This window comes from Pandoraea nosoerga (assembly GCF_902459585.1).
GTDB classification, from domain to species: domain Bacteria; phylum Pseudomonadota; class Gammaproteobacteria; order Burkholderiales; family Burkholderiaceae; genus Pandoraea; species Pandoraea nosoerga.
This window is the reverse complement of the sequence record NZ_CABPSC010000020.1, coordinates 36,375-59,283: the sequence shown is the minus strand read 5'-3', so window position 1 is coordinate 59,283 and position 22,909 is coordinate 36,375. Positions and strand designations below refer to the sequence as shown.

At 68.1% G+C, this 22,909-nt stretch carries 19 protein-coding genes; 4 read left to right on the top strand and 15 right to left on the bottom strand.

Translation table 11 applies throughout. From position 1 onward, the window contains the following. Positions 1–24: 24 nt before the first annotated feature. Both PNO31109_RS20355 and PNO31109_RS20350 read left to right on the top strand, forming a co-directional pair. Entirely contained in the window at positions 25–1,779 is a 1,755-nt protein-coding gene (locus tag PNO31109_RS20355; protein WP_150557273.1) for a chloride channel protein, read from the top strand. Between the two features lie 145 nt (positions 1,780–1,924). Continuing rightward, positions 1,925–2,812 carry a DUF72 domain-containing protein gene (locus tag PNO31109_RS20350; protein ID WP_241014119.1) on the top strand — a complete coding sequence of 296 codons (888 nt, stop codon included), beginning with the start codon at positions 1,925–1,927 and terminating at the stop codon, positions 2,810–2,812. 91 nt (positions 2,813–2,903) lie between these two features. On the opposite strand, the gene PNO31109_RS20345 is transcribed toward PNO31109_RS20350, so the two are convergent. Both PNO31109_RS20345 and PNO31109_RS20340 read right to left on the bottom strand, forming a co-directional pair. Then, complete coding sequence (locus PNO31109_RS20345; RefSeq protein ID WP_150557253.1) at positions 2,904–4,283, bottom strand: MFS transporter; 1,380 nt, start codon at positions 4,281–4,283, stop codon at positions 2,904–2,906. A 275-nt stretch (positions 4,284–4,558) separates the two neighbouring features. After that, entirely contained in the window at positions 4,559–5,737 is a 1,179-nt protein-coding gene (locus PNO31109_RS20340) for a 4-hydroxybenzoate 3-monooxygenase (protein ID WP_150557252.1), read from the bottom strand. A 312-nt stretch (positions 5,738–6,049) separates the two neighbouring features. On the opposite strand from PNO31109_RS20340, the gene PNO31109_RS20335 reads away from it, so the two are divergent. After that, on the top strand, positions 6,050–6,979 hold the full coding sequence (locus PNO31109_RS20335) for a helix-turn-helix domain-containing protein (protein ID WP_174966486.1): 930 nt from the start codon (positions 6,050–6,052) through the stop codon (positions 6,977–6,979). Here the strand turns inward: PNO31109_RS20335 and pcaD are convergent. From pcaD to pcaH, 5 genes are all read right to left on the bottom strand, one after another. Further along, on the bottom strand, positions 6,976–7,773 hold the full coding sequence (gene pcaD, locus PNO31109_RS20330; RefSeq protein WP_150557250.1) for a 3-oxoadipate enol-lactonase: 798 nt from the start codon (positions 7,771–7,773) through the stop codon (positions 6,976–6,978). The two genes, PNO31109_RS20335 and pcaD, sit on opposite strands and share 4 nt — an antisense overlap. A 13-nt stretch (positions 7,774–7,786) precedes the next feature. Next, the gene (pcaC, locus tag PNO31109_RS20325) at positions 7,787–8,212 is read right to left on the bottom strand and encodes a 4-carboxymuconolactone decarboxylase (RefSeq protein ID WP_150557249.1); all 426 of its coding nucleotides are present in this window, start codon (positions 8,210–8,212) and stop codon (positions 7,787–7,789) included. After that, positions 8,209–9,588 (bottom strand): 3-carboxy-cis,cis-muconate cycloisomerase, encoded by a 1,380-nt coding sequence (locus PNO31109_RS20320; protein ID WP_150557248.1) that lies wholly within the window; start codon positions 9,586–9,588, stop codon positions 8,209–8,211. The genes pcaC and PNO31109_RS20320 overlap by 4 nt, the downstream gene beginning before the upstream one ends. Positions 9,589–9,701: 113 nt before the next feature. Further along, on the bottom strand, positions 9,702–10,292 hold the full coding sequence (gene pcaG / locus PNO31109_RS20315; RefSeq protein ID WP_150557247.1) for a protocatechuate 3,4-dioxygenase subunit alpha: 591 nt from the start codon (positions 10,290–10,292) through the stop codon (positions 9,702–9,704). A 3-nt stretch (positions 10,293–10,295) separates the two neighbouring features. Beyond that, positions 10,296–11,006, bottom strand: coding sequence for a protocatechuate 3,4-dioxygenase subunit beta (pcaH, locus tag PNO31109_RS20310; protein WP_150557246.1), 711 nt, complete (start codon positions 11,004–11,006; stop codon positions 10,296–10,298). A gap of 131 nt (positions 11,007–11,137) precedes the next feature. On the opposite strand from pcaH, the gene pcaQ reads away from it, so the two are divergent. After that, positions 11,138–12,085, top strand: a complete 948-nt coding sequence (pcaQ, locus tag PNO31109_RS20305; RefSeq protein WP_150557245.1) for a pca operon transcription factor PcaQ — start codon at positions 11,138–11,140, stop codon at positions 12,083–12,085. Positions 12,086–12,131: 46 nt separating this feature from the next. On the opposite strand, the gene PNO31109_RS20300 is transcribed toward pcaQ, so the two are convergent. From PNO31109_RS20300 to PNO31109_RS20265, 8 genes are all read right to left on the bottom strand, one after another. Then, positions 12,132–13,016, bottom strand: coding sequence for an amidohydrolase family protein (locus PNO31109_RS20300; RefSeq protein WP_150557244.1), 885 nt, complete (start codon positions 13,014–13,016; stop codon positions 12,132–12,134). Beyond that, entirely contained in the window at positions 13,013–14,758 is a 1,746-nt protein-coding gene (locus PNO31109_RS20295) for an acyl-CoA dehydrogenase family protein (RefSeq protein ID WP_150557243.1), read from the bottom strand. Before PNO31109_RS20295 ends, PNO31109_RS20300 begins: the two co-directional genes overlap by 4 nt. Position 14,759: 1 nt before the next feature. Next, positions 14,760–16,694, bottom strand: coding sequence for a feruloyl-CoA synthase (locus tag PNO31109_RS20290; RefSeq protein WP_150557271.1), 1,935 nt, complete (start codon positions 16,692–16,694; stop codon positions 14,760–14,762). 36 nt (positions 16,695–16,730) lie between these two features. After that, the gene (locus PNO31109_RS20285; RefSeq protein ID WP_150557242.1) at positions 16,731–18,182 is read right to left on the bottom strand and encodes an aldehyde dehydrogenase; all 1,452 of its coding nucleotides are present in this window, start codon (positions 18,180–18,182) and stop codon (positions 16,731–16,733) included. 61 nt (positions 18,183–18,243) lie between these two features. Continuing rightward, positions 18,244–19,074, bottom strand: a complete 831-nt coding sequence (locus PNO31109_RS20280; RefSeq protein ID WP_150557241.1) for a p-hydroxycinnamoyl CoA hydratase/lyase — start codon at positions 19,072–19,074, stop codon at positions 18,244–18,246. Positions 19,075–19,215: 141 nt separating this feature from the next. Further along, a complete protein-coding gene (locus PNO31109_RS20275; RefSeq protein WP_150557240.1) occupies positions 19,216–20,382 on the bottom strand; it encodes a porin in 1,167 nt (388 codons plus the stop codon). Between the two features lie 171 nt (positions 20,383–20,553). Then, positions 20,554–21,810 (bottom strand): 3-(3-hydroxy-phenyl)propionate transporter MhpT, encoded by a 1,257-nt coding sequence (gene mhpT, locus PNO31109_RS20270; RefSeq protein ID WP_241014121.1) that lies wholly within the window; start codon positions 21,808–21,810, stop codon positions 20,554–20,556. Positions 21,811–22,177: 367 nt separating this feature from the next. After that, positions 22,178–22,759 (bottom strand): MarR family winged helix-turn-helix transcriptional regulator, encoded by a 582-nt coding sequence (locus PNO31109_RS20265; RefSeq protein WP_241014122.1) that lies wholly within the window; start codon positions 22,757–22,759, stop codon positions 22,178–22,180. Between the last annotated feature and the right edge of the window lie 150 nt (positions 22,760–22,909).

Genomic DNA, 22,909 nt, shown 5'->3' with positions numbered 1-22,909 from the left:
TCCGTTCCCAACACCACGACTTCCATGAATGCGCACGCCCATGCGCGCGATTTCACGCGCTCGCCGGGGCTGCCGCGGCTGATCGTGCTGGCGTGCGTCATCGGCTTTTGCGGCGTACCCGCCGCCTGGCTGCTGCTGAATCTGATCCAGGGCTTCACCAACCTGTTTTTCTACCAGACGCTGTCGTTCGCCCCGCGCTCGCCGGCCAACCACACGCTCGGCGCGCTGGTCATCGTGCTGCCCGTCATCGGCGGCCTGATCGTGGGCGGCATGGCCCGTTTCGGCAGCGACAAGATTCGCGGTCACGGCATTCCCGAGGCGATCGAGGCGATCCTGTTCGGCAAGAGCAAGATGTCGCCGCGCGTGGCGGTCCTCAAGCCGTTGTCATCGGGCATCGTGATCGGCAGCGGCGGCCCGTTCGGCGCCGAGGGCCCGATCATCATGACGGGCGGCGCGATCGGCTCGCTAATCGCACAGTACTTCCATCTGAGCGCCGCCGAGCGCAAGACGCTGCTCGTCGCCGGCGCCACCGCCGGCATGACGGCCGTATTCGGCACGCCGGTCGCCGCCGTGTTGCTGGCCGTCGAGCTGCTGCTCTTCGAATGGCGGCCTCGCAGCCTGCTGCCGGTCATCGTCGCATGCGCCGTGGCGGGCTTCGCCCGGCCGCTGTTGCTCGAAGCGGGCCCGCTGTTTCCGATGACGACGCCCGCCGCCGAGCCGATCGCCCTCGTCTCGTGCCTGATCGCGGGGCTGTGCGCGGGCGCGCTGTCGGCCGGCATGTCGCGCGCGCTCTACGCCATCGAAGACGCCTTTCACAAGCTGCCGGTGCACTGGATGTGGTGGCCGGCGCTCGGCGGCATCGCCGTCGGCGTCGGCGGCTATCTGCAGCCGCGCGCGCTGGGTGTGGGCTATGACGTCATCGCCGACCTGCTCGCCGGCCACTTCACGCTGCACGCCGCCCTCGCGCTGCTGCTGGTGAAGGCCGTCATCTGGGCCATCGCGCTCGGTTCGTGCACCTCGGGCGGCGTGCTCGCCCCGCTGCTCATGATCGGCGCGGGCCTCGGCACGCTGCTCGCCCCGGTGCTGCCCGGCGGCGACGTTTCGCTGTGGGCGCTCGTGTGCATGGCGGCCACGCTCGCCGGCGTGCTGGGCGCGCCGCTCACGGCCATCGTCTTCGCGCTGGGCCTCACGCATGACGTCAATGCCCTGCTGCCGCTGCTGCTCACTTGCGGCGTGTCATACGGCATCACCATCTGGATCATGCCGCGCTCGATCATGACGGAGAAGATCGCACGGCGCGGGCGCCACATCCATCGCGAGTACGGCGTCGATCCGCTCGAGCGCCTGCACGTGGCCGAATTGATGACGCGCGAGCCGGTGTCGCTCAGCGCCGACATGACGATCGAAGAGGCCGCGCGGCAGGCCTTCGGCGCCACGCAGATCCACCGCGCGTATCCGGTGGTCGATGCCGCACACGGCGTGCTCGGCATGGTCGATCGGCAGGCGCTGCTGCGCGCGCAGGCGCAGGGCATGCGGACGCTGGGCCAGTTGTACGGCGTGAATCCGCCGCTGGTGGCGTTGCCCTCGGAGACCGGGCGCATCGTGTCGGCGCGCTTCGCCGCGCACCAACTCGAGCGCTTGCCGGTGGTGAGCGACGCCACCTCGCGCAGGCTCATCGGCATCATCAGCCGCAGCGATCTGGTCAAGCCGGCCGAGCACTGGCGCTCGGAAGAAGAGGTTCGCGAGCGCATGCTTCATCTTGGACGCCGACGCAAATAATCGCTGCGCCGGCGCGGGTCGTCCTCGCCATTGACGCGCGCCGGGTCGTTGCCTCACCATCGGGGACTTCACCCCTCACCTGCGCGCACGCTCGCGTGCGCCATTCCCGACGTTGGCGACCATAGCAGCGAGGATGGCAGCGAACATGGCAGCAACGATGGCAGCAACCAAGACTCCCCAGACGCCCCAGACGCCCAAGACGCCGAAGGCATCGACTCGCGCCGGGCGCATCCGCATCGGCGTGGGCGGCTGGAATTTCGCCCCGTGGCAAGGCACGTTCTATCCGCAGAAGTGGCCGAAGCGCCGCGAGTTGGAATACGCCAGCCAGCACCTCACCTCGATCGAAATCAACAGCACGTTCTACGGCTCGCAAAAGCCGGCCACGTTCCGCCACTGGTTCGAGGAGACGCCCGACGACTTCGTGTTCTCCGTCAAGGCGCCGCGCTACGCCACGCATCGTCGCGTGCTCGGCGAGGCCGGCGAATCGGTGGCGCGCTTTTTCGACAGTGGTGTGCTCGAGCTGGGCAAGAAGCTAGGACCGGTGAACTGGCAATTCGCCCCGACCAAGACCTTCGACGCCGAGGACTTCGAACACTTCCTGAGCCTGCTGCCCACGTCAGCCGGCGCCCAGCCGATCCGCCATGCGCTCGAAGTGCGCCACGAGAGTTTCGCCGTGCCGGCATTCGTCGCGCTGGCGCGCAAATACGGAATGGCCATCGTGCTCGCGGGCGACGCCAGGTTCCCCTGCATCCCCGACGTCACCGCACCGTTCGTCTACGCCCGGCTCATGGGGACTCAGGCCCGCTACAAGCTCGGCTACGCCCCGAAGGCCGTGGCCGAATGGGTCGAACGGGCGCGAACGTTCGCGAGAGGCGAAATCCCCGGCGATCTCGAGACGGTGGACGGCGCGCCGCCCGATGCCGCGCAGCGCGACGTGTTTTTCTACGTCATCAGCGGCTTCAAGGAACGCAATCCGGCCGCGGCGATGGCGATGATCGAAACGCTGACGAAAGCCGACGGCGAAGGCGCATAGGCGCTCACGCCATGAAAAGCGGCGCGCTCGAACAGGCGCCGCATCGGGTCCGGCGGGCGCCGCGGCCACCGTCTGGCCGCGGCGTCACACGTCAGTGCATGGCGGCGGAGTTGCGGGCGTCGCTGCCCGGCTGAGCCGACGGCTGGCCCGTCGTGCGTTCCCAGGCGTTTTTCGCAAGCAGCGCGACGGTGGCGATCACGGCCGGCACGGCGAGCAGCGAGAACGTCGCCGAGAAGCCGAGATGGCGGCGCATCAATTCCGCGCCGAGCAGCGCGCCGGCAATGCCGCCGAAGCGGCCAATGCCGAGCATCCACGCCACGCCCGTGGCGCGCCCTTGCGTCGGGTAGAACATGGCGGCGAGCGAGGGCATCGATGACTGCGCGCCGTTCATCGCCGTGCCCGCCAGGAAGATCAGCGTGACCAGCAAGCCGATATTGCCCATCGCCTGCCCGACCGCATACACGAGCACGGCCGTCAGGGCGTAGCCCAGCGCCACGACCTTCTGCGCGTTGAACTTGTCCATCAGCCAGCCGGAGAGGATCGTGCCGATGCCGCCGCCGAGCGGGAACAGCGCCGTGACCAGCGCGGCCCGCTCGATACTGAAGCCCGCGTCCTTGAACAGGATCGGCATCCAGCTCGTGAGCAGGTAGAAGATCACGAGGCCCATGAAGTAAGTGAGCCACAGCATGATCGAGCCGAAGCCGTATTGCCTCGAGAGCACGACCCCAATGGCGGAGCCGGCACGCCGCGGCACCGGTTCGACCACGGTAAAGACGCTCACGTCCTCGAGCGACTCGCCCGAGATGCGCGAGAGAATCCGACGCACGCGCGCGAGCGGTTTCTGACGCACCACGAGAAACTTCACCGACTCCGGCAGCCACAGCACCAGCAGCACCGACAACACCAGCGGCAACACGCCGCCGAGCACCAGCACGCTATGCCAGCCGAAGTGCGGAATCAGCCACGACGCGACGAACCCGCCCACCGACGCACCGAGCGGGAAGCCGCAGAACATCGTATTGACGATCACCGCGCGGCGCGCCTCGGGCGCGAACTCGGAAATCAGCGTGACGGCGTTCGGCATGGCGGCGCCAAGCCCGAGACCGGTCAGAAAGCGCAGCAGCGTGAGCGTCTGGAGGTCCTGCGCGAGCGCCGTCGCGAGACTGGCCATGCCAAAGAAGACGACCGAGAGCACCAGCATCGTCTTGCGGCCGAGCCGATCGGCCAGCGGGCCCGCGAAGATCGCGCCGCCGGCCAGGCCGAACAGCGCCGCGGACAGCACCGGTCCGAGCGAGCCCTTGTCGATGTGCCACTGCTGCACGAGCGACGGCGCGATGTAGCCGATGGCTGCCGTGTCGAAGCCGTCGATGGCGACGATGAAAAAACACAGGATCAGCACCAGCCACTGATAGCCGGAAAACCGTTGTGCGTTGATATAGGCGGGCACGTCCACCGTGCGCGAATGCGTCATGAGTCTGTCTCCTGGGGGCGCGTCGGCCCCGCATGTCATTCCGTTCTTATGTGAACTCGTGTGAGCTGATATGAACTCCGGCGCCCGCGGCAAGGCCCGTGGGGGGACGGGCGCGGCGCGCCCCGCGCCGCGCGGCGGCACCGGATTCTGCCGCTACTGTAAGGGTTTCGCCCGTCCGCCGAAATGATCTTTCGTCAAGCCATCCATAACGGCAGGTTATGCCCCCGGCCGCACCGGCGATTATCGCCGGGGGCGCCGGCACGCCCCCTTGCGCGTCAGGCGAGCGGCAGCCCGACGTAGTTTTCCGCCAGTGTGAGCGACGCGGCGCGCGAACTCACCACGTATTCCAGTTCGGCACGCTGCATTTGCTGGTCGAACGGCGAGGCGTCGTCGAGGCGGTGCAGCAGGCGCGTCATCCAGTAGGAGAAGTGCTCGGCGCGCCAGACGCGCTTGAGCGCCGCCTCCGAATAGCCGCGCAGTCCGGTCTCGTCGTCTCGATGGAAAAACGCGTCGAGCGCCCGCGCAAGACGCCACACGTCCGCCACGGCCAGGTTCATGCCCTTCGCCCCCGTGGGCGGCACGATGTGCGCCGCGTCGCCCGCGAGGAACAGGCGTCCGTGCTGCATCGGCGTGGCCACGAAGCTGCGCATGGCCACCACGTTCTTCTGGAAAATGCGGCCTTCGGTCAGACGCCAGCCGTCGTGGCTCTCGGTGCGCGTGTGCAATTCATGCCAGATGCGCTCGTCGCTCCATTCCTGCGCGCGCTCGCTCGGATCGCACTGAAAGTACATGCGTTGCACCGTCGGCGAGCGCGTGCTGATGAGCGCGAAGCCGCGCTCATGCGCGGCGTAGATGAGCTCGGCCGACGACGGCGGCGCCTCGACGAGCACGCCGAACCAGCCGAACGGGTACACGCGCTGGTATTCCCTGCGCACCGAATCGGGCATGGCCGCGCGGCAAACGCCGTGAAAGCCGTCGCACCCGGCGATGAAGTCGCACGTGAGGCGGCGCGTCTTGCCGCCCCAGGTGAACTGCACGCTCGGTTGCGCGGTGTCGGCGCCGTGCACCGAGACGTCCGACACGTCGAACAGAATTTCGCCCTGCGCCGCTTCGCGCGCCGCGATCAGATCCTTGATGACCTCGTGCTGCGCGTAGACGGTGATGGCACGGCCGGTGAGTTCGGTGAGCGCGATGCGATGGCGCTCGCCGCCGAACGCCAGTTCGATGCCGTGGTGCACCGCACCTTCGCGACGCATGCGCTCGCCCACGCCCGTCTCGTCGAGAATGTCCATCGTGCCCTGCTCGAGCACGCCGGCGCGGATGGTCGACTCCACCGCTTCGCGCGAGCGCGATTCGAGCACGACGGATTCGATGCCCTGCAGGTGCAGCAGGTGGGAGAGCAGCAGACCGGCGGGGCCTGCGCCGACGATGACGACGGGGTAATGGGTGCGCATGGGTTGTCTCCTGAAAGTGCTACGCCCCTGATCGGCGGACGGTGACCGGCGAACGGCGCCGGGCATCCGCGACGAGGAACCACGGGAGCGACCGAAGCAGCAGGGGGCCGGGGCGGATTGCATTTCTCGGTTGCATTGCGCACGGTGCCCTCACCGACGACTGCGCGTAAACGAGCATGTCGAAAGATCGGCTCACGCCTTGTCACCAGGGGCGGATGCGTCATATCTTATGGAGCGCGCGCGTCGCGTTGAATGGATGAATCGACGACTTTCTTGTACTTTTTCGACAACTTCGCCCAAGGGAAAACCAGTATGTCAGTCGCGTCATCCCGGCTGCGCGCGGCGCGCGAGACGATCCCGGAATTCTCGCTGTACGGCGAGTTGACGGAAACGGACAGCGCCGACTTCGTGCACATTGAATGGATCGAGACGCGCAGCCGTCTCTATGATTGGCATATCGACACGCACCGGCATCTCGGACTGTTTCAGGTGCTCGCCATCTTCGAAGGCACGGTCGAGGCGAACGTCGACGACGCGACGTGGGAAGTCGAAGGCCCCGCCGTGATCACGGTGCATCCGTCGGCCGTGCACAACTTTCGGTTCTCGCGCGGCGCCCACGGCTTCGTGCTGACGATGGCGCAGCGCGTGCCGTTCGATGCGGCGCTCGGCGTCGATGCCGACATGGAGTCGCTGCTGAGCAAGCCCTGGCTCTTCACGCTGGGCGACGCCCCGCAAACGCGCGACCGTCTCTACACGCTGCTGGGTCTGATCATGGACGAGTTTTCACGTCCTCAGCTGGGGCACGCGGAAATGGTCGGATGGCTCACGCGCAGCGTACTGCTGCTGCTCGCACGGCTGCACGCTCACCACGACTCGGCAAGCCGTGCGGGCCGCATGGAACTGGAATTGTTCGCCCGCTTTCGCGCACTCGTCGAGACGCACTACACCGAGGCGTGGTCGATTCCCACCTACGCGGAAAGACTGCACGTGACCGAGAGCAAGCTCAATCGGCTGTGCCGGCGCATCGCCGGCAAGTCGGCGTTCGATCTCGTGCAGGACCGGCTCATGCTCGAGGCCCGGCGCAAGCTCATCTACATTCCGGCGCCCGTCTCGCACGTAGCCTATGAGCTCGGTTTCCAGGACCCGGCGTACTTCTGCCGCGTGTTCAAGCGCCACGTCGGCGTCACGCCGTCGGCCTTCCGGCGCACGGCGCAACACGCGCATCTGGGCGACAAGGACTAGGGCGCGCCGCCCAGCAGGAAGGTCAGCAACGCATCGCTCACCGCCGTCGCGCATTCGATGTTCGACAGGTGCGCGCCCGGCACGATCACCTGCGTCGCGCCCGGAATGCGCTCCACCATCGCCGTCGACATCGCGGGGGGCGTAGCCAGATCGTCGGCACCGGTCACGACGAGCGTCGGCGCCTTGATCGAAGCGATCTCGTCGAGCTGGTTCATGTCGCGCACGGCAGCGCACGCCGCGGCGTAGCCCTGCGGCGAGATCGAACGGAACATCGCCTTCATGCGCTCGATGGTCTCCGGTTCGCGCTCGGCATACGCGGGCGTGAACCAGCGCGAGACGACAGCGTCCGCGACCGCGCCCATCCCTTCGGAACTCACGGCGCGAATGCGCGCGTTCCAGCCATCCTCACCGCCGATGTGCGCCGACGAGCAGATGATGGCGAGGCGTGCGAGGCGCTGCGGCGCGTGAATGCCCAGCCACATGCCCGTCATGCCGCCCATCGACACGCCCGCCAGATTCGCGCGCTCGATCTCGAGCGCATCGAGCAGCGCGAGCACGTCGCGCCCCAACTGGTCGATGGTGTAGGGGCCCGGCGTCGCGGACGAGCCGCCGTGCCCGCGCGTGTCGTAGCGGATCACGCGGAATTCGCGCGCGAGCACGTCCACTTGCGGCGCCCACATGTCGAGCGTCGTACCGAGCGAGTTGGAGAGCACGAGCGCCGGCGCGCATGCGTCGCCGTCGATGGCCACGCGCAGCGCGGCGTCGCCGATGTCGATCAATCGTTCCACGGTCATTGCCCTCGCCCCCTCATCCTTGCGCGCCATCGCGCGCGCGGGTGGTGGAACCCGGATCGGCCGCTTCCATTTCCGCGAACACTTTCTCCGCGTCGTGAATCGCCTGATTCGCGGCGGGCAGACCGCAGTACAGCGCGGCGTGCAGGAACAGCTCCTTCATCTCGTTACGCGTCACGCCGTTGTTGAAGGCCGCGCGAACGTGCATGCGGAACTCGTCGCCCCGATTGAGGGCGATGAGCAGCGAGAGCGTGATCATGCTGCGCATGTGGCGCGTGAGGCCCGGCCGCGTCCAGACATCGCCCCAGGCAAAGCGCGTGATGAAGTTCTGGAAGTCGTCGTTGAATTCGTTGCGACGCGTGAGCGTGCGCTCGACGTGCGCGTCGCCGAGCACGGCGCGGCGCACCTGCATGCCGTTGTCGTAGCGTTCCTGATCGTTCATTGGGATGTCCTGCCGGTTGGGGATTGGGGGGCCATCGCGACGTCGGCATGCGCCAGTACACGGTCCACGAACGTCTCGGCGGCGCCCAGATAGTGTTGAGGTTCCGTCAGCCGCGCGAGCGCCTCGGCCGACAGCAGCGCGGTGATGGCCTCGTCCTCGCGCAGCACGTCGAGCAGATGGCGCCGCTGCGCGATCGCATCGCGGCAGCGCGCCTCCACACGGCGATGCGCCTCGAGCCGGCCCATCGATTCGGCCAGCGCCATGGTGACCGCCTCAGCCATGATGAGCCCGTGCGTGATGTCGACGTTCGCGCGCATGCGTGCGGTGTCGACGCTCCACTCCTCGACCAGCGCGCATGCGGCGGCCAGCGCACCGCCGCACAGCATGAGCAGTTCGGGCAGCGTCTCCCACTCGGCGTGCCAGGTGCCCAGCCCGCGCTCGTGATCCTGCTGCATCGCGCCAAAGAGCGTGGCGGCGAGTTGCGGTGTACGGGCGGCGGCGGCCAGGATCGACGCGCAGCCGACCGGATTGCGCTTGTGCGGCATGGTCGACGACCCGCCGCGCCCCGGGCCGGAAGCTTCCGCGATCTCGCCGACCTCGGTCTGCGTGAGCAGCGCCGTGTCGCGCGCGAACTTGCCCAGCAAGCCCGTGAGCGAAGCTGCCCAGCTGCCCACGCGCACAATGCGATCGCGCTGGCCATGCCACGGTGTCGCCGCCTCTTGCAAATGCAGGCGACGGGCGAGCGCCGCCGCGACGGCGGGGCCTTGCGTGCCGAGCGACGCGAGCGTGCCCGCCGCACCGCCGAACTGCACGCATAGCGCCTGCTCGCGCACGCCAGCCAGGTCGGCGCGCGCGCGCAGCAGCGCGTCGAGCGTGCCGGCGAGCTTGAGGCCGAACGTGGTGGGCAGTGCGTGCTGCAGCCATGTGCGTCCGATCATCACCGTCGCGCGATGCGCGCGCACCTGCGCGGCGAGGCGATGGATCAGGCGGTCGAGATCGGCGCCGAGATCGTCGAGCGCGCCGCGCACCTGCAGGACGAGGCCGGTGTCGATGGCGTCCTGGCTGGTGGCCCCCCAATGGACGAAGCGCGCGGCTTCGGCGTCGCGCGCGCTCACGCGGGCGGTCAGTTGCTTGACGAGGGGAATGGCGAGGTTGCCCGCGCGCGCCGCGTCGTCGCGCAACGCCGGCCAGTCGAGCTCGCTCGCCCGGGCGGCGGCGGCAATGGGCGCTACGGCCGCGGCGGGAATGAGCCCCGCGTCCGCTTCGGCACTGGCGAGCGCCACTTCGAAGTCGAGCATGGCCTGCAGGGTGGCGTCGCGCGAAAAGCGCTTGGCCACGGCAGCGCCGCGCAGCAAGGAGTCAAGCAGTTCCGTCATCGGAAATTCGATGTGGTTGATGCGTTGCAAAAATGCGGATGCGGCCGCAGGCCGCCGGCATCGTGCTGCCGACGGCCCGAAGCCGCGCCAGTTTCAGCCTTGCATGGCCGAACTCAGAGATCGAGGAATACCGTCTCCTCGTCGCCCTGCATGCGGATGTCGAACCGGTACGACACGCGGCCGCCGCTCACCTCGCGGCGCGCCACGAGCGTGTGGCGACGCTCGGCCGGCACTTGCCGGAGCACCGGGTCGAGCGCGTTGGCCGCGGCCTCGTCGTCGAAATAGATACGCGTAAACAAGTGATTGAGCAAGCCCCGCATCGTCAGGATCACGTCGATGCGCGGCGCCTCACCCGGGGCGACCGCGCCCGGCTTGATCGTTTCGATGATGAAGCGATTCTCGGGATCGGTGCCCGTGCCGCAGCGGCCCGCACCGGCAAAGCCGGTGCGCGCGATATCGTCCGCGCTCTGCACATAACGCCCGTGGGCGTCGGCCTGAACGATCTCGATGAGCGCGTCGTTGATCGGGTTGCCCGCGCCGTCGAGCACCTGCCCGATCAGGCGGATCGCTTCGCCCTCGGCGCGCTCGGTCGCCACGACCGGCGTAAAGGCGCTCTTGAAGTCATACAGGTATTGCTCGGGCGACAAGCCGTAGGCGAAGTACGGACCGACCGTTTGCGACGGCGTTTGTTTGTATTCGGACATGGCTCAGGACTCCATCGGCGTTTGATCGGCACCGCGCAGCACGATGTCGAACTCATAACCCAGCGCGTACTCCGGCTCGGTGACATCCATCGAGAAGCGCGCGATCAGACGGTCGCGCGCGTGCGCGGGCGTGGCCTGGAAGATCGGATCGTAGGCGAGTAGCGGATCGCCCGGGAAATACATCTGCGTGACCAGACGGGTCGCGAAGTACTGACCGAACACCGAGAAGTGCAAATGCTGCGGACGCCAGGCGTTGTGGTGGTTCTTCCACGGATAGGCGCCCGGCTTGATCGTCAGGAATTTGTAACGGCCCTGCGCGTCGGTCAGCGCACGGCCGGCACCGAGAAAGTTGGGGTCGAGCGGCGCATCGTGCTGATCGACCTTGTGCACGTAGCGGCCGCATGCGTTCGCCTGCCAGAGCTCGACGAGCGTGTTGGGCACCGGACGGCCACCTTCGTCGAGCACGCGGCCCGTGACGATGATGCGCTCGCCGAGCGGCTCGCCGTTACGCACGGCATTGCGCGTGAGATCGCCATCGAGCTCGCCGATGATGCCGTGGCCGTACACCGGCGCGCGCAGGTCGGCCAGGTTCTGCTTGATCGGGACGAGCAGTTGTTTGGGGCCGCGCAGCGCCGTGGACTTGTACCCGCTGTCGATGAGCCTGGGATGCGAATCCCAGTCGCGGGGGCGCAGGACGGTTGTCGTTTTCGACATGGTCTCACTCCATTTTTGTGTTGACGGTCCGGCCAGGCGCCGCGCGCCCGCCAGTTTGTTTTCGACAACTATATCCATAATGAACGGATATATTTATTGACATTTTCTTAGGCTTTTCATAACTTCCCGGCATGGAACGACATCGACTCGACGGCCGGATCAAGCTGCGCCATCTCCAATGCCTGCTCGCCGTGGCGCAACACGGCAGCCTGCAGCGCGCCGCCGAGGCGCTGTCCATTACCCAGCCCGCCGTCAGCAAGACGATTGCCGAGCTCGAGGGGCTCCTGGGCGTGCGCCTGTTCGATCGCGGACGCAACGGCGCGCGGCCGACGGCACAGGCCGAACTGTTCCTGCGCCACGCGGGCGCGAGCGTGAGCGCGCTGCGTCAGGGCATCGACGTGCTCTCGCGAGCGGTCGGCCAGACGGGCGGCGTGGTCGAGATCGCCGTGCTGCCCACGCTGGCGGCGGCCATGATGCCCGGCGTGCTCGCGACATTCCGCCGCGAGTGGCCCGGCATCGTCGTGCAGGTGCATACCGGCGCGAACCAGCAGCTCCTCGCGCAACTGAAGTCCGGACAGGTCGCGCTCGCGCTCGGTCGCATGTCGGACCCGGAGGGCATGGCCGGGCTCACGTTCGAGCACCTGTGCGCCACTCCGCTGTGCGTGGTCGTGCGTGCGTCGCATCCGCTCGCGCAACAGCGCAGCGTGTCGCTCGCCGACGTGGCCGGCTACCATGTGGTGCTGCCACCGCACGGCACGATCCTGCGCCACACGGCCGACAGCTTCCTGCGCGCGCACGGCGTCGGCGCGCTCGACGACTATTCCGAACTGCTGTCGATGTCGCTCGCGCGCGCGATGGCGCTGCACGACGACGTCGTCTGGATCGCCTCGGAAATCACCGTGCAGGACGACCTGGCGCAGGGTGTGCTGTGCGCCCTGCCCTTCGCCATGAAAGGCACCGAGGAGTCCATCGGCATTCTGTGGCGCAACGACACCTTGCCCACCCCGCCGGAGCAAACGCTTATCAGCGCCATGCGCGAGGCCGCTCGCCTGCGCTACGGCATGCCGGGGCTGCGCTGACATCCGCGCCGAAGGTCCGCATCGGGGTAGCCTCGGGGCCCCGCTCTCAGGCCTGTCCTCCAAGTCCGAGCATGCGCGCCGCGTTCGTCTTGAGCAGCAGCGGCCTGACCTCGTCGCGAAAGCCGGCCGTCTCGAAGTCGCGAAGCCAGCGATCGGGCGCGATCAGCGGGAAGTCCGAGCCGAACAGCATCTTCTCGCGCAGCAGCGAATTGGCATACTGGATCAGCTCCGGCGAAAAGTACTTCGGCGACCATCCCGACAGATCGATGTAGACGTTCGGCTTGTGCAGCGCGATGGACAGCGCCTGCGATTGCCAGGGCCACGACGGATGCGCGATGACGATGTTCATGTCGGGAAAGTCCGTCGCCACGTCGTCGAGGTGAATCGGCTCCGAGAACTTGAGCCGCAGACCGCCGCCGCCCGGCATGCCGGAGCCGATGCCCGAATGGCCGCTGTGGAAGACCGCCGTGAGCTTGTGCTCGGCGATCAGTTCGTACATCGGATACGCCATGCGGTCGTTCGCGAAGAATCCCTGCATGGTCGGATGGAACTTGAAGCCGCGCACACCGAACGTCTCGACGAGACGCCGCGCCTCGCGCACGCCCATGCGTCCCTTGTGCGGATCGATGCTCGCGAATGCGATCATGATGTCGGCGTTCTCCTGTGCAAATCCCGCGATCTCCTCGTTCGGAATGCGGCGACGGCCAATGTTCGCCTCGCAATCGACCGTAAACATCACGAAGCCGATGTTGCGCTCGCGATAATGCTCGATGGTCTGCGGAATCGTCGGGCGGCGGTTCTGCTTGAGCACCGTGCCGAAGTACTTGTCGGCGGCGTCGTCGAACGCCTTGCCGAACAGGTCCGGCGGCTGGCAGCACGACACCTCGGCGTGCACGTGCGTGTCGATGGCGACGAGTTTGTCGAGATTCATTCGGCCGTCTCCGGATCGGTCAGTTGTGCCGCGACGATCGCCATCGCGCACCGGGTCTGCGGCAGTTCGAACTTGAGCCAGTAGCGCGCGGCCCGGCACTTGGCGCGATCCGCCCTGCCGGCCGCAACTGCCGCGAGCGCGGCGTGCGCCCACAGTCCCGCCATGGACAGTCCATGCACCGAGCGCATCACTTCGCCCGCCACGCACAGCGCCGCGCGCGGCGACGTCCGCGTCAGCGCGAGCAGCGGTGCCATGAGCTGCGCCCACTCGTCCAGGCAGGCGAGCGCCGCATCGAACCCGCCGAGGCCCTCCAGACGGCGCGCCTCGGCGACTTGCGAGCGCGCCCATGACAGCCAGTGCGACAACGCGGCGCCGTCGTCCTTCGCAATCTTGCGCAGAAGAAGATCCACGGCCTGGATTTCGTTGGTGCCTTCGTAGATCATCGGGACGCGCGCGTCGCGCAGCACCTGCGAGATCCCGGTCTCTTCGATGTAACCGTAGCCGCCGAACACCTGCAGCGCGTCGCTCGCCCCGAGAAAAGCCCGCTCGGTGAGCATTGCTTTGACGACGGGCGTGAGCAGCGCCGCCAGGGCATGGGCCTGCGCGCGGGCCTGCGCGGTCTGGGCGTGATGCGACTCGTCGACGGCGAGCGCGGCCCGATACAGCAACAGTCGCGCGCCTTCGACCGCCACGCGCTGCCCCTCGAGCAGCCGCCACACGGCCGGATGCTGCGCGATGGGTGCATCCGGCGCACCATCGGCCACACGCGACTGCACGCGCTCATGGGCGTGGCGCAGCGCCATGTCGTAGGCGCGCTGCGCGAGGCCGACGCCCGACGCGCCGACATGCAGGCGCGCGGAGTTCATCATCGCGAACATCGCTTCGAGTCCGCGGTTGGGCGCGCCGACGAGATAGCCGATGGCGCCCTCGAACGCCATCGAACACGTGGCGCTGCCGCGAATGCCCATCTTGTGCTCGAGGCCCGTGCAGCGCACGGCGTTGCGCCGGCCGTCGGCCAGCACCTTGGGCGCGAGAAACAGCGAGAGCCCCGCGCTGCCGGCCGGGGCCCCGGGCGTGCGGGCCAGCACCAGATGCACGATATTGGGCGTGAGGTCGTGCTCGCCGCCCGAGATGAAGATCTTCTCGCCGGTGATACGGGCCGTTTCGTGCGCGTCGTCGGCCCATTGCGCACGCGTGCGGATCCGGCCAAGGTCGCTGCCCGCGCCCGGTTCGGTCAGGCACATGGTCGCGAGCGTTTCGCCGCTGACCAACGGCCCGAGCCAGGCAGCCCGCAAGGCCTCGCTTCCGAAGCGATGCACGCACTCGTAGGCGCCATGCAGAATGCCGGGATACATGGTCCAGGCGAGGTTCGCCCCGGCGGTGAGCTCCTGCACCGCCACTTGCGCGACTACCGGCAGGCCTTGCCCGCCAAGCGACGGATCGCACGGCAGCGACGGCCAGCCGGCCTCGCGATATCGCCGATAGGCGTCGGCAAAGCCGGCGGGCGTGCGCACCTCGCCGCCGTTGGTCTCGCGCCATGTGCAGCCCTCGCGCTCGCCCACGGCGTTGAGCGGCGCGAGCACGTCGCCCGCGAAGCGCGCGGCCTCGTCGACGACCTGCACGAGCGTTGCCGTGTCGAGTTCGCGCAACGGCGCGAGACGCGCGAGCGCTTCGCCCACGCCGAGCGTTTCCAGCACGAACGCAATGTCCTGCGCCGCGCTTTGCGATGCCGGGCTCGCCATGTCAGCGTCGGGCCGGCGCAAGAATGATGCGCGGGTCCTCCGTCTTGCCCGGCTGTGCCGCGTGCAGGGCATCGACCGCCGCGGCGCGGTGGTCCTGCACGGCCCGCTGGTTGATCGAGCCCTTGTCGGTCACCTCGCCGCGATCGAGCGACGGCGGCGTGTCGAGCAGCATGAGCCGCGCAACGTAGGTCGCGCTGCCGCCGGCAGTGGCATTGAGCCGCTCGAGCAGCGCCGAGAAGACGTCGCGCACGGCCGGCGAGGCGAGCACCTCGGCGAGCGGCGCGTCGGCGCCCAGTCCGCTCAGGCGACGGCAGTCCTCCACGCGCGGAAACACCATCAGGCCGATGTCGGCCCGGTTGATGCCGGTGACGACGGCGTCCTGCACGTAGGGCGCCCCTTCCGAGATCACGCGCGCGCGCAGCGGACCCACGCTCACGAACGTGCCCGACGTGAGCTTGAAGTCCTCGGTAATGCGGCCGTCGAACTGCAGCCCGAGCTCCGGCTGCGCCACGTCGACAAACGTCGCGGCGTCGCCCGTGCAGTAGTAGCCTTCCTCGTCGAACACGGGGTCCGTCGCCACATGGTGCCAGTAGCCCGCCATCACGTTCGGGCCGCGAAAGCGCACTTCGAGCTTGCCGCCGACCGGTGCGAGCTTGACCTCGCAGCCCGGCGCCGGCAGGCCGATGTAGCCCGCGCGCATGATCGGGCCCGTCGTGAACATGCAACTGGGCGACGTCTCGGTCATGCCCAGGCCGGACATGATCCGGATGCGCTCGCCGCAGTGCGCTTCGGTCACGCGCTCGAGCCGGTCCCACGCGGCCTGCGACAACCCCGCGCCGCCGAAGAAATAGAGATTCACGCGCGCGAAGAAACGCTCGCGCAACACGGCGTCCGTCTCCAGCGCGATGGCGAGATCTTCCCAGCCCTTGGGCACGTTGAAGTACACCGTGGGCGAAATCTCGCGCAGGTTGCGCAGTGTCTCCTCGAACTTGCCGGCCACGGGCTTGCCGTCGTCGATGTACAACGTGCCGCCGTTGTAGAGCGCGATGCCCACGTTGTGGCTGCCGCCGTAGGTGTGATTCCACGGCAGCCAGTCGACCAGTACGGGCGGTTGCTCGCCGAAAGTGGGAAACGTCTGCAGCAGCATCTGCTGGTTGCTGCACAACATGCGTTGCGTGGTGGGTACGGCCTTCGGCTGGCGCGTCGAGCCGGACGTGAACAGAATCTTCGCCACCGTGTCGGCGTTGACCCTGGCGTGATGCGCGTCGATGTCGCGCGGCGTGGTGTCGAGCAGCGCATCGAACGCGAGCGTGCCGTGCCCGCCCTGCGCCGAGACGCGGATCACCTCCGCGGGTAGCACCGCGTCCATCGCGCGGCCATAGGCGCTCGCGTCGCTCGCGTACACGAGCCCCGGCTGCAGCAGGTCCATCGTGTGCCGCAGCTTGCCGAAATCCGTCGACACGATCGAGTACGCCGGCGAAATTGGCGCGAAGGGTACGCCGGCCACCATGGCGCCGAGCGCGAGCTGGAAATGTTCGAGATCGTTGCCCGACAGGATGGCGATGGGGCGCTCCGGTGACAGCCCACGATCTCGCAGCGCCTGACCGATCGCACGCGCCCGCGAGAGCATCTGTGCGTAACTGATGCCGATCCACTGGCCGTCCGGGCCGCGCCGCGCAACGAGCCAGCGCTCGGGGTGACGCGCCGCACCGGACACGAGCCGGTCGGTGAGCCGCACGGGAAAGTCGCCCAGCGGCTCGCGCGAGCGCAGGTACCAGAACTCGCCGTCGCGCCGCACTTCGACGCCGGGGTTGCCGATGGTGACCCGGCGGTAGCGATGCCCGTCCGGGGCCGTGTTGTTGCCTTGGTTCAAAACACTGTCTCCTGCGTCGCCCGGGCGCGCCGCTCTCTCGGGAGCATTCGCGCGCGGGCGCATCCTCATTCGTCGTCGCGCCCGCAGGCGCCCTGGCGATCAGATCGGGTAATGGCGCGGTGTGGTCTGCACGGTGATCCAGCGCAGTTCGGTGAACTCGCCGATGGACGCCTTGCTGCCGAAGCGTCCGTAACCGCTGGCCTTCACGCCGCCGAACGGCATCTGCGCTTCGTCGTGCACCGTCGGGCCGTTGATGTGGCAGATGCCGGACTCGATTCTTCTGGCGAGTTGCATCGCGCGAGCCACGTCGCGACTGAAGATCGCCGCCGACAGGCCGAATTCGCTGTCGTTGGCCACGCGCACGGCGTCTTCGTCGCCGCTCACGCGCTCGATGGTGACCACCGGCCCGAACGACTCTTCGCGATACAGACGCATTGCGGGCGTCACGCCGTCGACGATGGTAGCCTGCATGATCGCGCCCTCCACGCGGCAGCCCAGCGGCAGGCGCGCGCCGTGCTCGCGCGCGTCCTCCACCAGCGCGGCGACACGCGAGGCCGCCTGTGCGCTCACCATCGCGCCGAGCACACTGTCGGGCGACGTGGGGGCGCCCGCGCGCAGCTTGGCTGCCTTGGCGGTGAGCTTCTCGACGAAGGCGTCGGCGATCTTCGCGTCGACGATCACACGCTCGGTCGACATGCAGATCTGCCCCTGATTGAAGAACGCGCCGAAGGCGATACCGTCGACGGCCGCATCCAGGTCGGCGTCGTCGAGCACGAGCACCGGCGCCTTGCCGCCGAGTTCGAGCAACGCCGGTTTCAGATGCTCGGCCGCCAGCCTCGCGATGATGCGGCCCACGTGCGTGGAGCCGGTGAAGTTCACGCGCCGCACCGCAGGGTGCGCGATGAGGTGCGCCACGATGTCGCCGGCGTCCTGCGGCGCGTTCGTCACGACATTGACCACGCCATCGCCGAGGCCAGCCTCGTGCAGGCACGCGCCGATGAGCGCATGCACGCCGGGGCACTGCTCCGAGGCCTTGAGCACCACCGTGTTGCCGCAGGCAAGCGGCATGGCGAGCGCGCGCGTGGCGAGAATCACCGGGGCGTTCCACGGCGCGATGCCCAGCACCACGCCGACCGGGGAGCGCACGGCGAGTGCGAGGCTGCCCGGCACGTCGCTCGGAATCACGCTGCCGTCGATCTGCGTGGTCATCGCCGCCGCCTCGCGCAGCATGTTCGCGGCGAGCATGACGTTAAAGCCATACCAGTTGGCCATGGCCCCGGTCTCGGCCGCACCGATTGCGATGAACTCCGCCGCGCGCGCGTCCATGCACTCGGCCGCGGCAAGCAGGCGCTGGCGGCGTGCCGTGGGCGAGAGCGCCGCCCACGCCGGAAAGGCCGCCTGCGCGGCGTCAGCCGCGGCCTGCGCGTCGGCCAGCGTGGCCGCCGGCGCGCGGCTCGCCACCTCGCCCGTCACCGGATCGATCCGCTCGAACGTTGCGCCGCCCTGCGCGCCGCGCCACTGCCCGCCGATCAGCATCTGCACTTCATGCATTGCGCATTCTCCTTCGTCCCTTCATTGCACCGTTTGCCCGGTCGCTTTCCCGGGCGCCGCATCAACGCTTGTAAGCCTGCAGCCCCGGCTTGATCGACTTGTCGTCGAGGAATTGCTTGAGGCCCTGCTCACGGCCATGCTCGGGGTCGCGCAACTGCGCCTGATCGAGCTTCGCGTACAGATAATCTTCGCACTGCTCCCACGTGAGCTCACGCGAGCGCTTGAAGCCGTGCTTGGCCGCACGCAGCACCACCGGGTTCTTTTCCAGCAGCTTGGCCGCCAGCGCCAGCGTGGCTTCGCGCAGTTGCGCGAGCGGCACGCTCTGGTTGACGAGCCCCATCTCGGCGGCCTGCGCGCCGGTAAACGTGTCGCCGGTCATGATGTAGTGCAGCGCGCGACGGTGTCCCACGGTGTCGGCCATCGCCTTGCTCACCAGATTGCCCGGCGGAATGCCCCAGTTGATTTCCGACAGGCCGAACACGGCTTCGTCGGCGGCGATGGCCAGATCGCATGCCACCAGCGGCGAGAAACCGCCGCCGAAGCACCAGCCGTTGACCATCGCGATGGTGGGCTTCGCGTACATGCGCAGGCGGCGCCACTGCCAGTCGGACGCGTCGCGGCGAACGCGCTCCTGCACGATTTCCGGGCCGCCGTCGATCTCGCGGAAATACTCCTTCAGGTCCATGCCGGCCGTCCACGCCGCGCCCGCGCCGGTCAGCACGATCACTTTGGCGTCGGCGTCGAGTTCGAGCGCGTCGAGCACCTGGTTCATCTCGGCGTTGAGCGTCGGGCTCATCGCGTTGCGCTTGTCCGGGCGGTTGAAAGTGACCCAGCCAATGCCGTCCTGCACCTTCACGTCGATCGTTTTCCAGCGTCCTTCGTATGCATTCATTTGCGTAATTCCCAAGTGTCCTGAATTTCCTGCACCGCGCGCCGGAAGTGACGCGCGGCGTTGCCAACAGTCACATTTAATATCAGGAAACCTTACATTACAAGCCCGATGTCTTCAGTGAAAACCCTGATCCGAAAAAAATCAGAACGTGTGGCGCATGCCGAGCATCACCCCGGTCTGGCCCGTGCCGGCCGGCGGCGTGGTGCCGCCACCGCCGCCGCTCACGGAGTACGCCGCGCGCGCGCTGTTGAACAGATAGGCGGCCTGCGCGTAGACGGCGGTGCGCACCGAGAACGAATACGTCGCACGCAGCGTGGTCATGGTGCCGCGCGTGTCGTGGTCGCTGTTGATGATGCGATAGACCTCGCCGTCGACGAGCCATGCCGGCGTAACGTTATAGGCGGCGCCCAGATAGAACAGGTTCGAGTGCGTGTTGACTGCCGACGTGGAGACGCGCCGGCCGAGCCAGCCGCCGCCGACCTTGAGCGCGCCGTACTTGTAGTACGCGCCGAGCGTCGTGCGCGTGTCCTTGTCGCTGCTGCTGGTGAAGGCGGACGTCGGCTGACCGTCGAAGAAGTTGGCCGCCGCGTTGGTGCCGCCGCGCTGCTCCTCATACGACGCCGCAACGCCGAAGTTGCTCGCGTCGTACTTGAGCATCACCGACCAGTCGCGGCACTGCACCGCCTGTCCGGGCACCTGGCCCGCGCACGTGCCCTGTCCCGGCGAGTTGCCGGTGCCGCCGGAGTCGCGGCCGAACGAATAGCCCACGCCGAAGGTCAGCCCCTGCCAGCCGACCTGGTAAGTGACCGAGTTGTCGGCACGGGCGTTCGGAATGTACGCGTCGAACGAGCCCATGCCGTAGATGTCCGGGCCGAGCACGTCCGAGCCCAGCAGCGCGTAGTAGGTCATCGTGTACTGACGGCCGAACGCGAGCGTGCCGTAGGGGCCCTTCACGCCGACGAACGCCTGACGGCCGAACAGGCGGCCGCCCTGCCCGAGGTCGCCGCCGCGCACGTTGAAACCGCTCTCGAGCTGGAAGATGGCCGACAGGCCGCCGCCGAGGTCTTCGCTGCCGCGCAGGCCCCAACGCGACGGCAGTTCGCCGGTCACGCCCGGCATGCGCCACACCGCGCCGTTTGCGCTCGCGTGCGACACGTACTCGATGCCGGTGTCGACAATGCCGTACATCGTGACGTTCGACTGCGCGCGCGCCATGCCGGGCGCGGCCAGCGCGGCGCAAGCGGCGAAGGCGCCGAGCGCCAGGGCGCCCTTGCGCGAAGGAGCGAAGCGAAGAGAGCGAAGTGCCATGAAAGTCTCCTGGTTATCGATTTAGTTTTATGTGTCTCGCCGGCCGAGCATGGATGCCGTGCCGGCAGTTCAAAGCCCGAGCGCGCGGGCGCGTGCTCAAGAAAAAAACGCGACGGGGCGAGTAAGCGCCATCCGTCGCATGCAAGCGAAGCCGACCGCGATGAAGCCCGGTCAGTCGGCCGCGCGGGGACGACGGATCAGCGTGAGCGCGGCGAGCGCCGCCACGACGGTGACCGGGATGCTCGCACCGATCACCACCGCCGCGCTGCTGCCCACGGCGAGCAGCATGCCCGCCGCGAGCGGGCCGACCACCGAACCGATGCGCCCGATCGCGACGGCGGCGCCCACGCCCGTGCCGCGCATGGCCGTCGGGTAGTAGGCCGCGGCGAGGGCGTACAGCACGGACTGGCCGCCAATGATGAACATGCCCGCGAAAAATGCCGCCGTGGCGAGCACGCCGAAGCCGTGTGCGGCGGCCAGACCGACGAGCGAAGCGATCATGCCGAGGTACATGCCGCCGATCACGAGCGACATGCGTGCGCGGTCCATCAGGTAGCCGAGCAACAGCACGCCCACGGCGCTGCCCACGTTGAAGAGGATCTGCACCCAGCCGATCTCGCCGCGCGCCAGTCCTCGCGAGCCCATGAGCGACGGCAGCCAGTTGAGCAGGAAGTACAGCACGATGAGCGTGCAGAAATAGGACAGCCACAGTTGCACCGTCGAGATACCGCGCCCTTCGGAGAAGAGCACCGACATCATGGGCGCGGGCGTGGCGCGCTGCCCCTGCGCGGTGGCCGCCGCGAAGGCGCGCGACTCGGGCAGCCAGATCGCGAGCAGCGGCAACAGCAGCAGCGGGCCGACGCCGCCGACGTAGAAGATGTGGCGCCAATCCGCCTCGCTTACCGTGAGCATGCCGATGGTCGCCGCGATGCCGCCGCCCAGCGGAATGCCGCAGTACATGATGCTCACCGCCGTGCCGCGCAGGCGCGGCGCAACCGCCTCCGAGGACAGTGCGATCAGGTTCGGCATTGCGCCGCCCAGGCCGATGCCCGTGAGCACGCGCACGATCACCAGCATCCAGAAGTCCGATACGAACGCCGTGGCGATCGACAGCACGCCGAAAAGCGCCGCAGACAGCATCAGCACGCGCTTGCGGCCGATGCTGTCTGCCAGGCGCCCGCCGACCATCGCCCCCGGCAGCAGACCGAAGGTGCCCGCCGAAAAGGCAATGCCCATCTGGGCGACGCTCAGGCCGAACTCCCGGGCCATGCCTCGCGCGGCCACGCCGACCGACTGCAGGTCGAGGCCCTCGAGCAGTGCCACCGCAAAACACAGCGCCAGCGTGAGCGCGACCGGACTCGACGCACTGCCGGCGCCCTCGGCCCCCAATGGCAACGCCTGCGCGCTGCCGTCCCGATTCGATTCCATGGTGTCTCCTGTACTCTTCTTGATGGACGTCGGCTGCCGCCTGTCGCTGGCGGCACCTGATGCGCCGTTGCCGGCATCGGGCGACGAGACGATGTACATGCGCCAATCAACCAGGTTATTAATCAGGCAACCTGATATTAACGACATGCGCATCGCAACTGGGACGAGGCCGCACGAAGGGCTCGCCGTCTTCGTCTTGCGATATCACCGGGATTCGGTCGCTTTCACTCGTGCGCGTCTTCCTGCGCGCGACGGACTCCATTTAATATCAAGCTACCTGACAAAACAAGCAATCGGCGGGTCGGGACAAACCCGGAGTCGGGCGAGGCGGTACGGCCATGAGGTCCGAGCCGGTGGAGGGGGAGCTTCAGTCGCGCAGGTTCCGGACGAACAGTTCGAGATGGCGCTGCACGGCGGCGGCGTCCTCGCGGCTGACGCCGGCGCGCATGCGTGCGTCGATCTCCTTCGCGACGGCCTCGCATTGCGCGAGCACCCGACGGCCTTCGTCGGTCAGTTGCAGCAGCACGATGCGGCCGTGATTGGGGTCGGGCTCGCGCGTGATCCACTGGCGCGCGGCCATGACGCTCACCACTTCGTTGGCCGATTGCGGTGTGATGAACGAGCGTTGCGCGAGCTGCGCATTGGAGAGCTTGCCGCGAGCGTCGAGCACCGACAGCGCCGTGAACTGCGCGAGCGTGAGGCCGAGCGGCGCGAGCGCCTCGGTCATGTGGCGGCGCAGCAGCCGGTCCAGGCTCGCGATGACGTAGGTGAGCCGCAGCTTGGAGCGGCGCGGACGGGCGTCTGCCGCATCGGCCGCCGGACGCGGGACGTAGGCGCCGGCGTCATGCGCGCCGCGCGCGTCGTTCGTCTCGGCATCTGGCGCGCTGGCGACGGATTGTTGGGATTCGGGGACGGCAGCCGGTTTCTTTTTCTGGGATGCGACGCTCATGGGCTAAAGGCGAGAATGCGCGATCTTCGCGAATGCGGAAAGTGAGCAGTGTAACGCCGCCGCCGCGTGGCGGCGACATTCGCCGCGATGCCTGCGTCCTGCGTGCAGCGCCGCAGTTGCCCACGTCCGATCGCGCCTTCGACGCGAGAC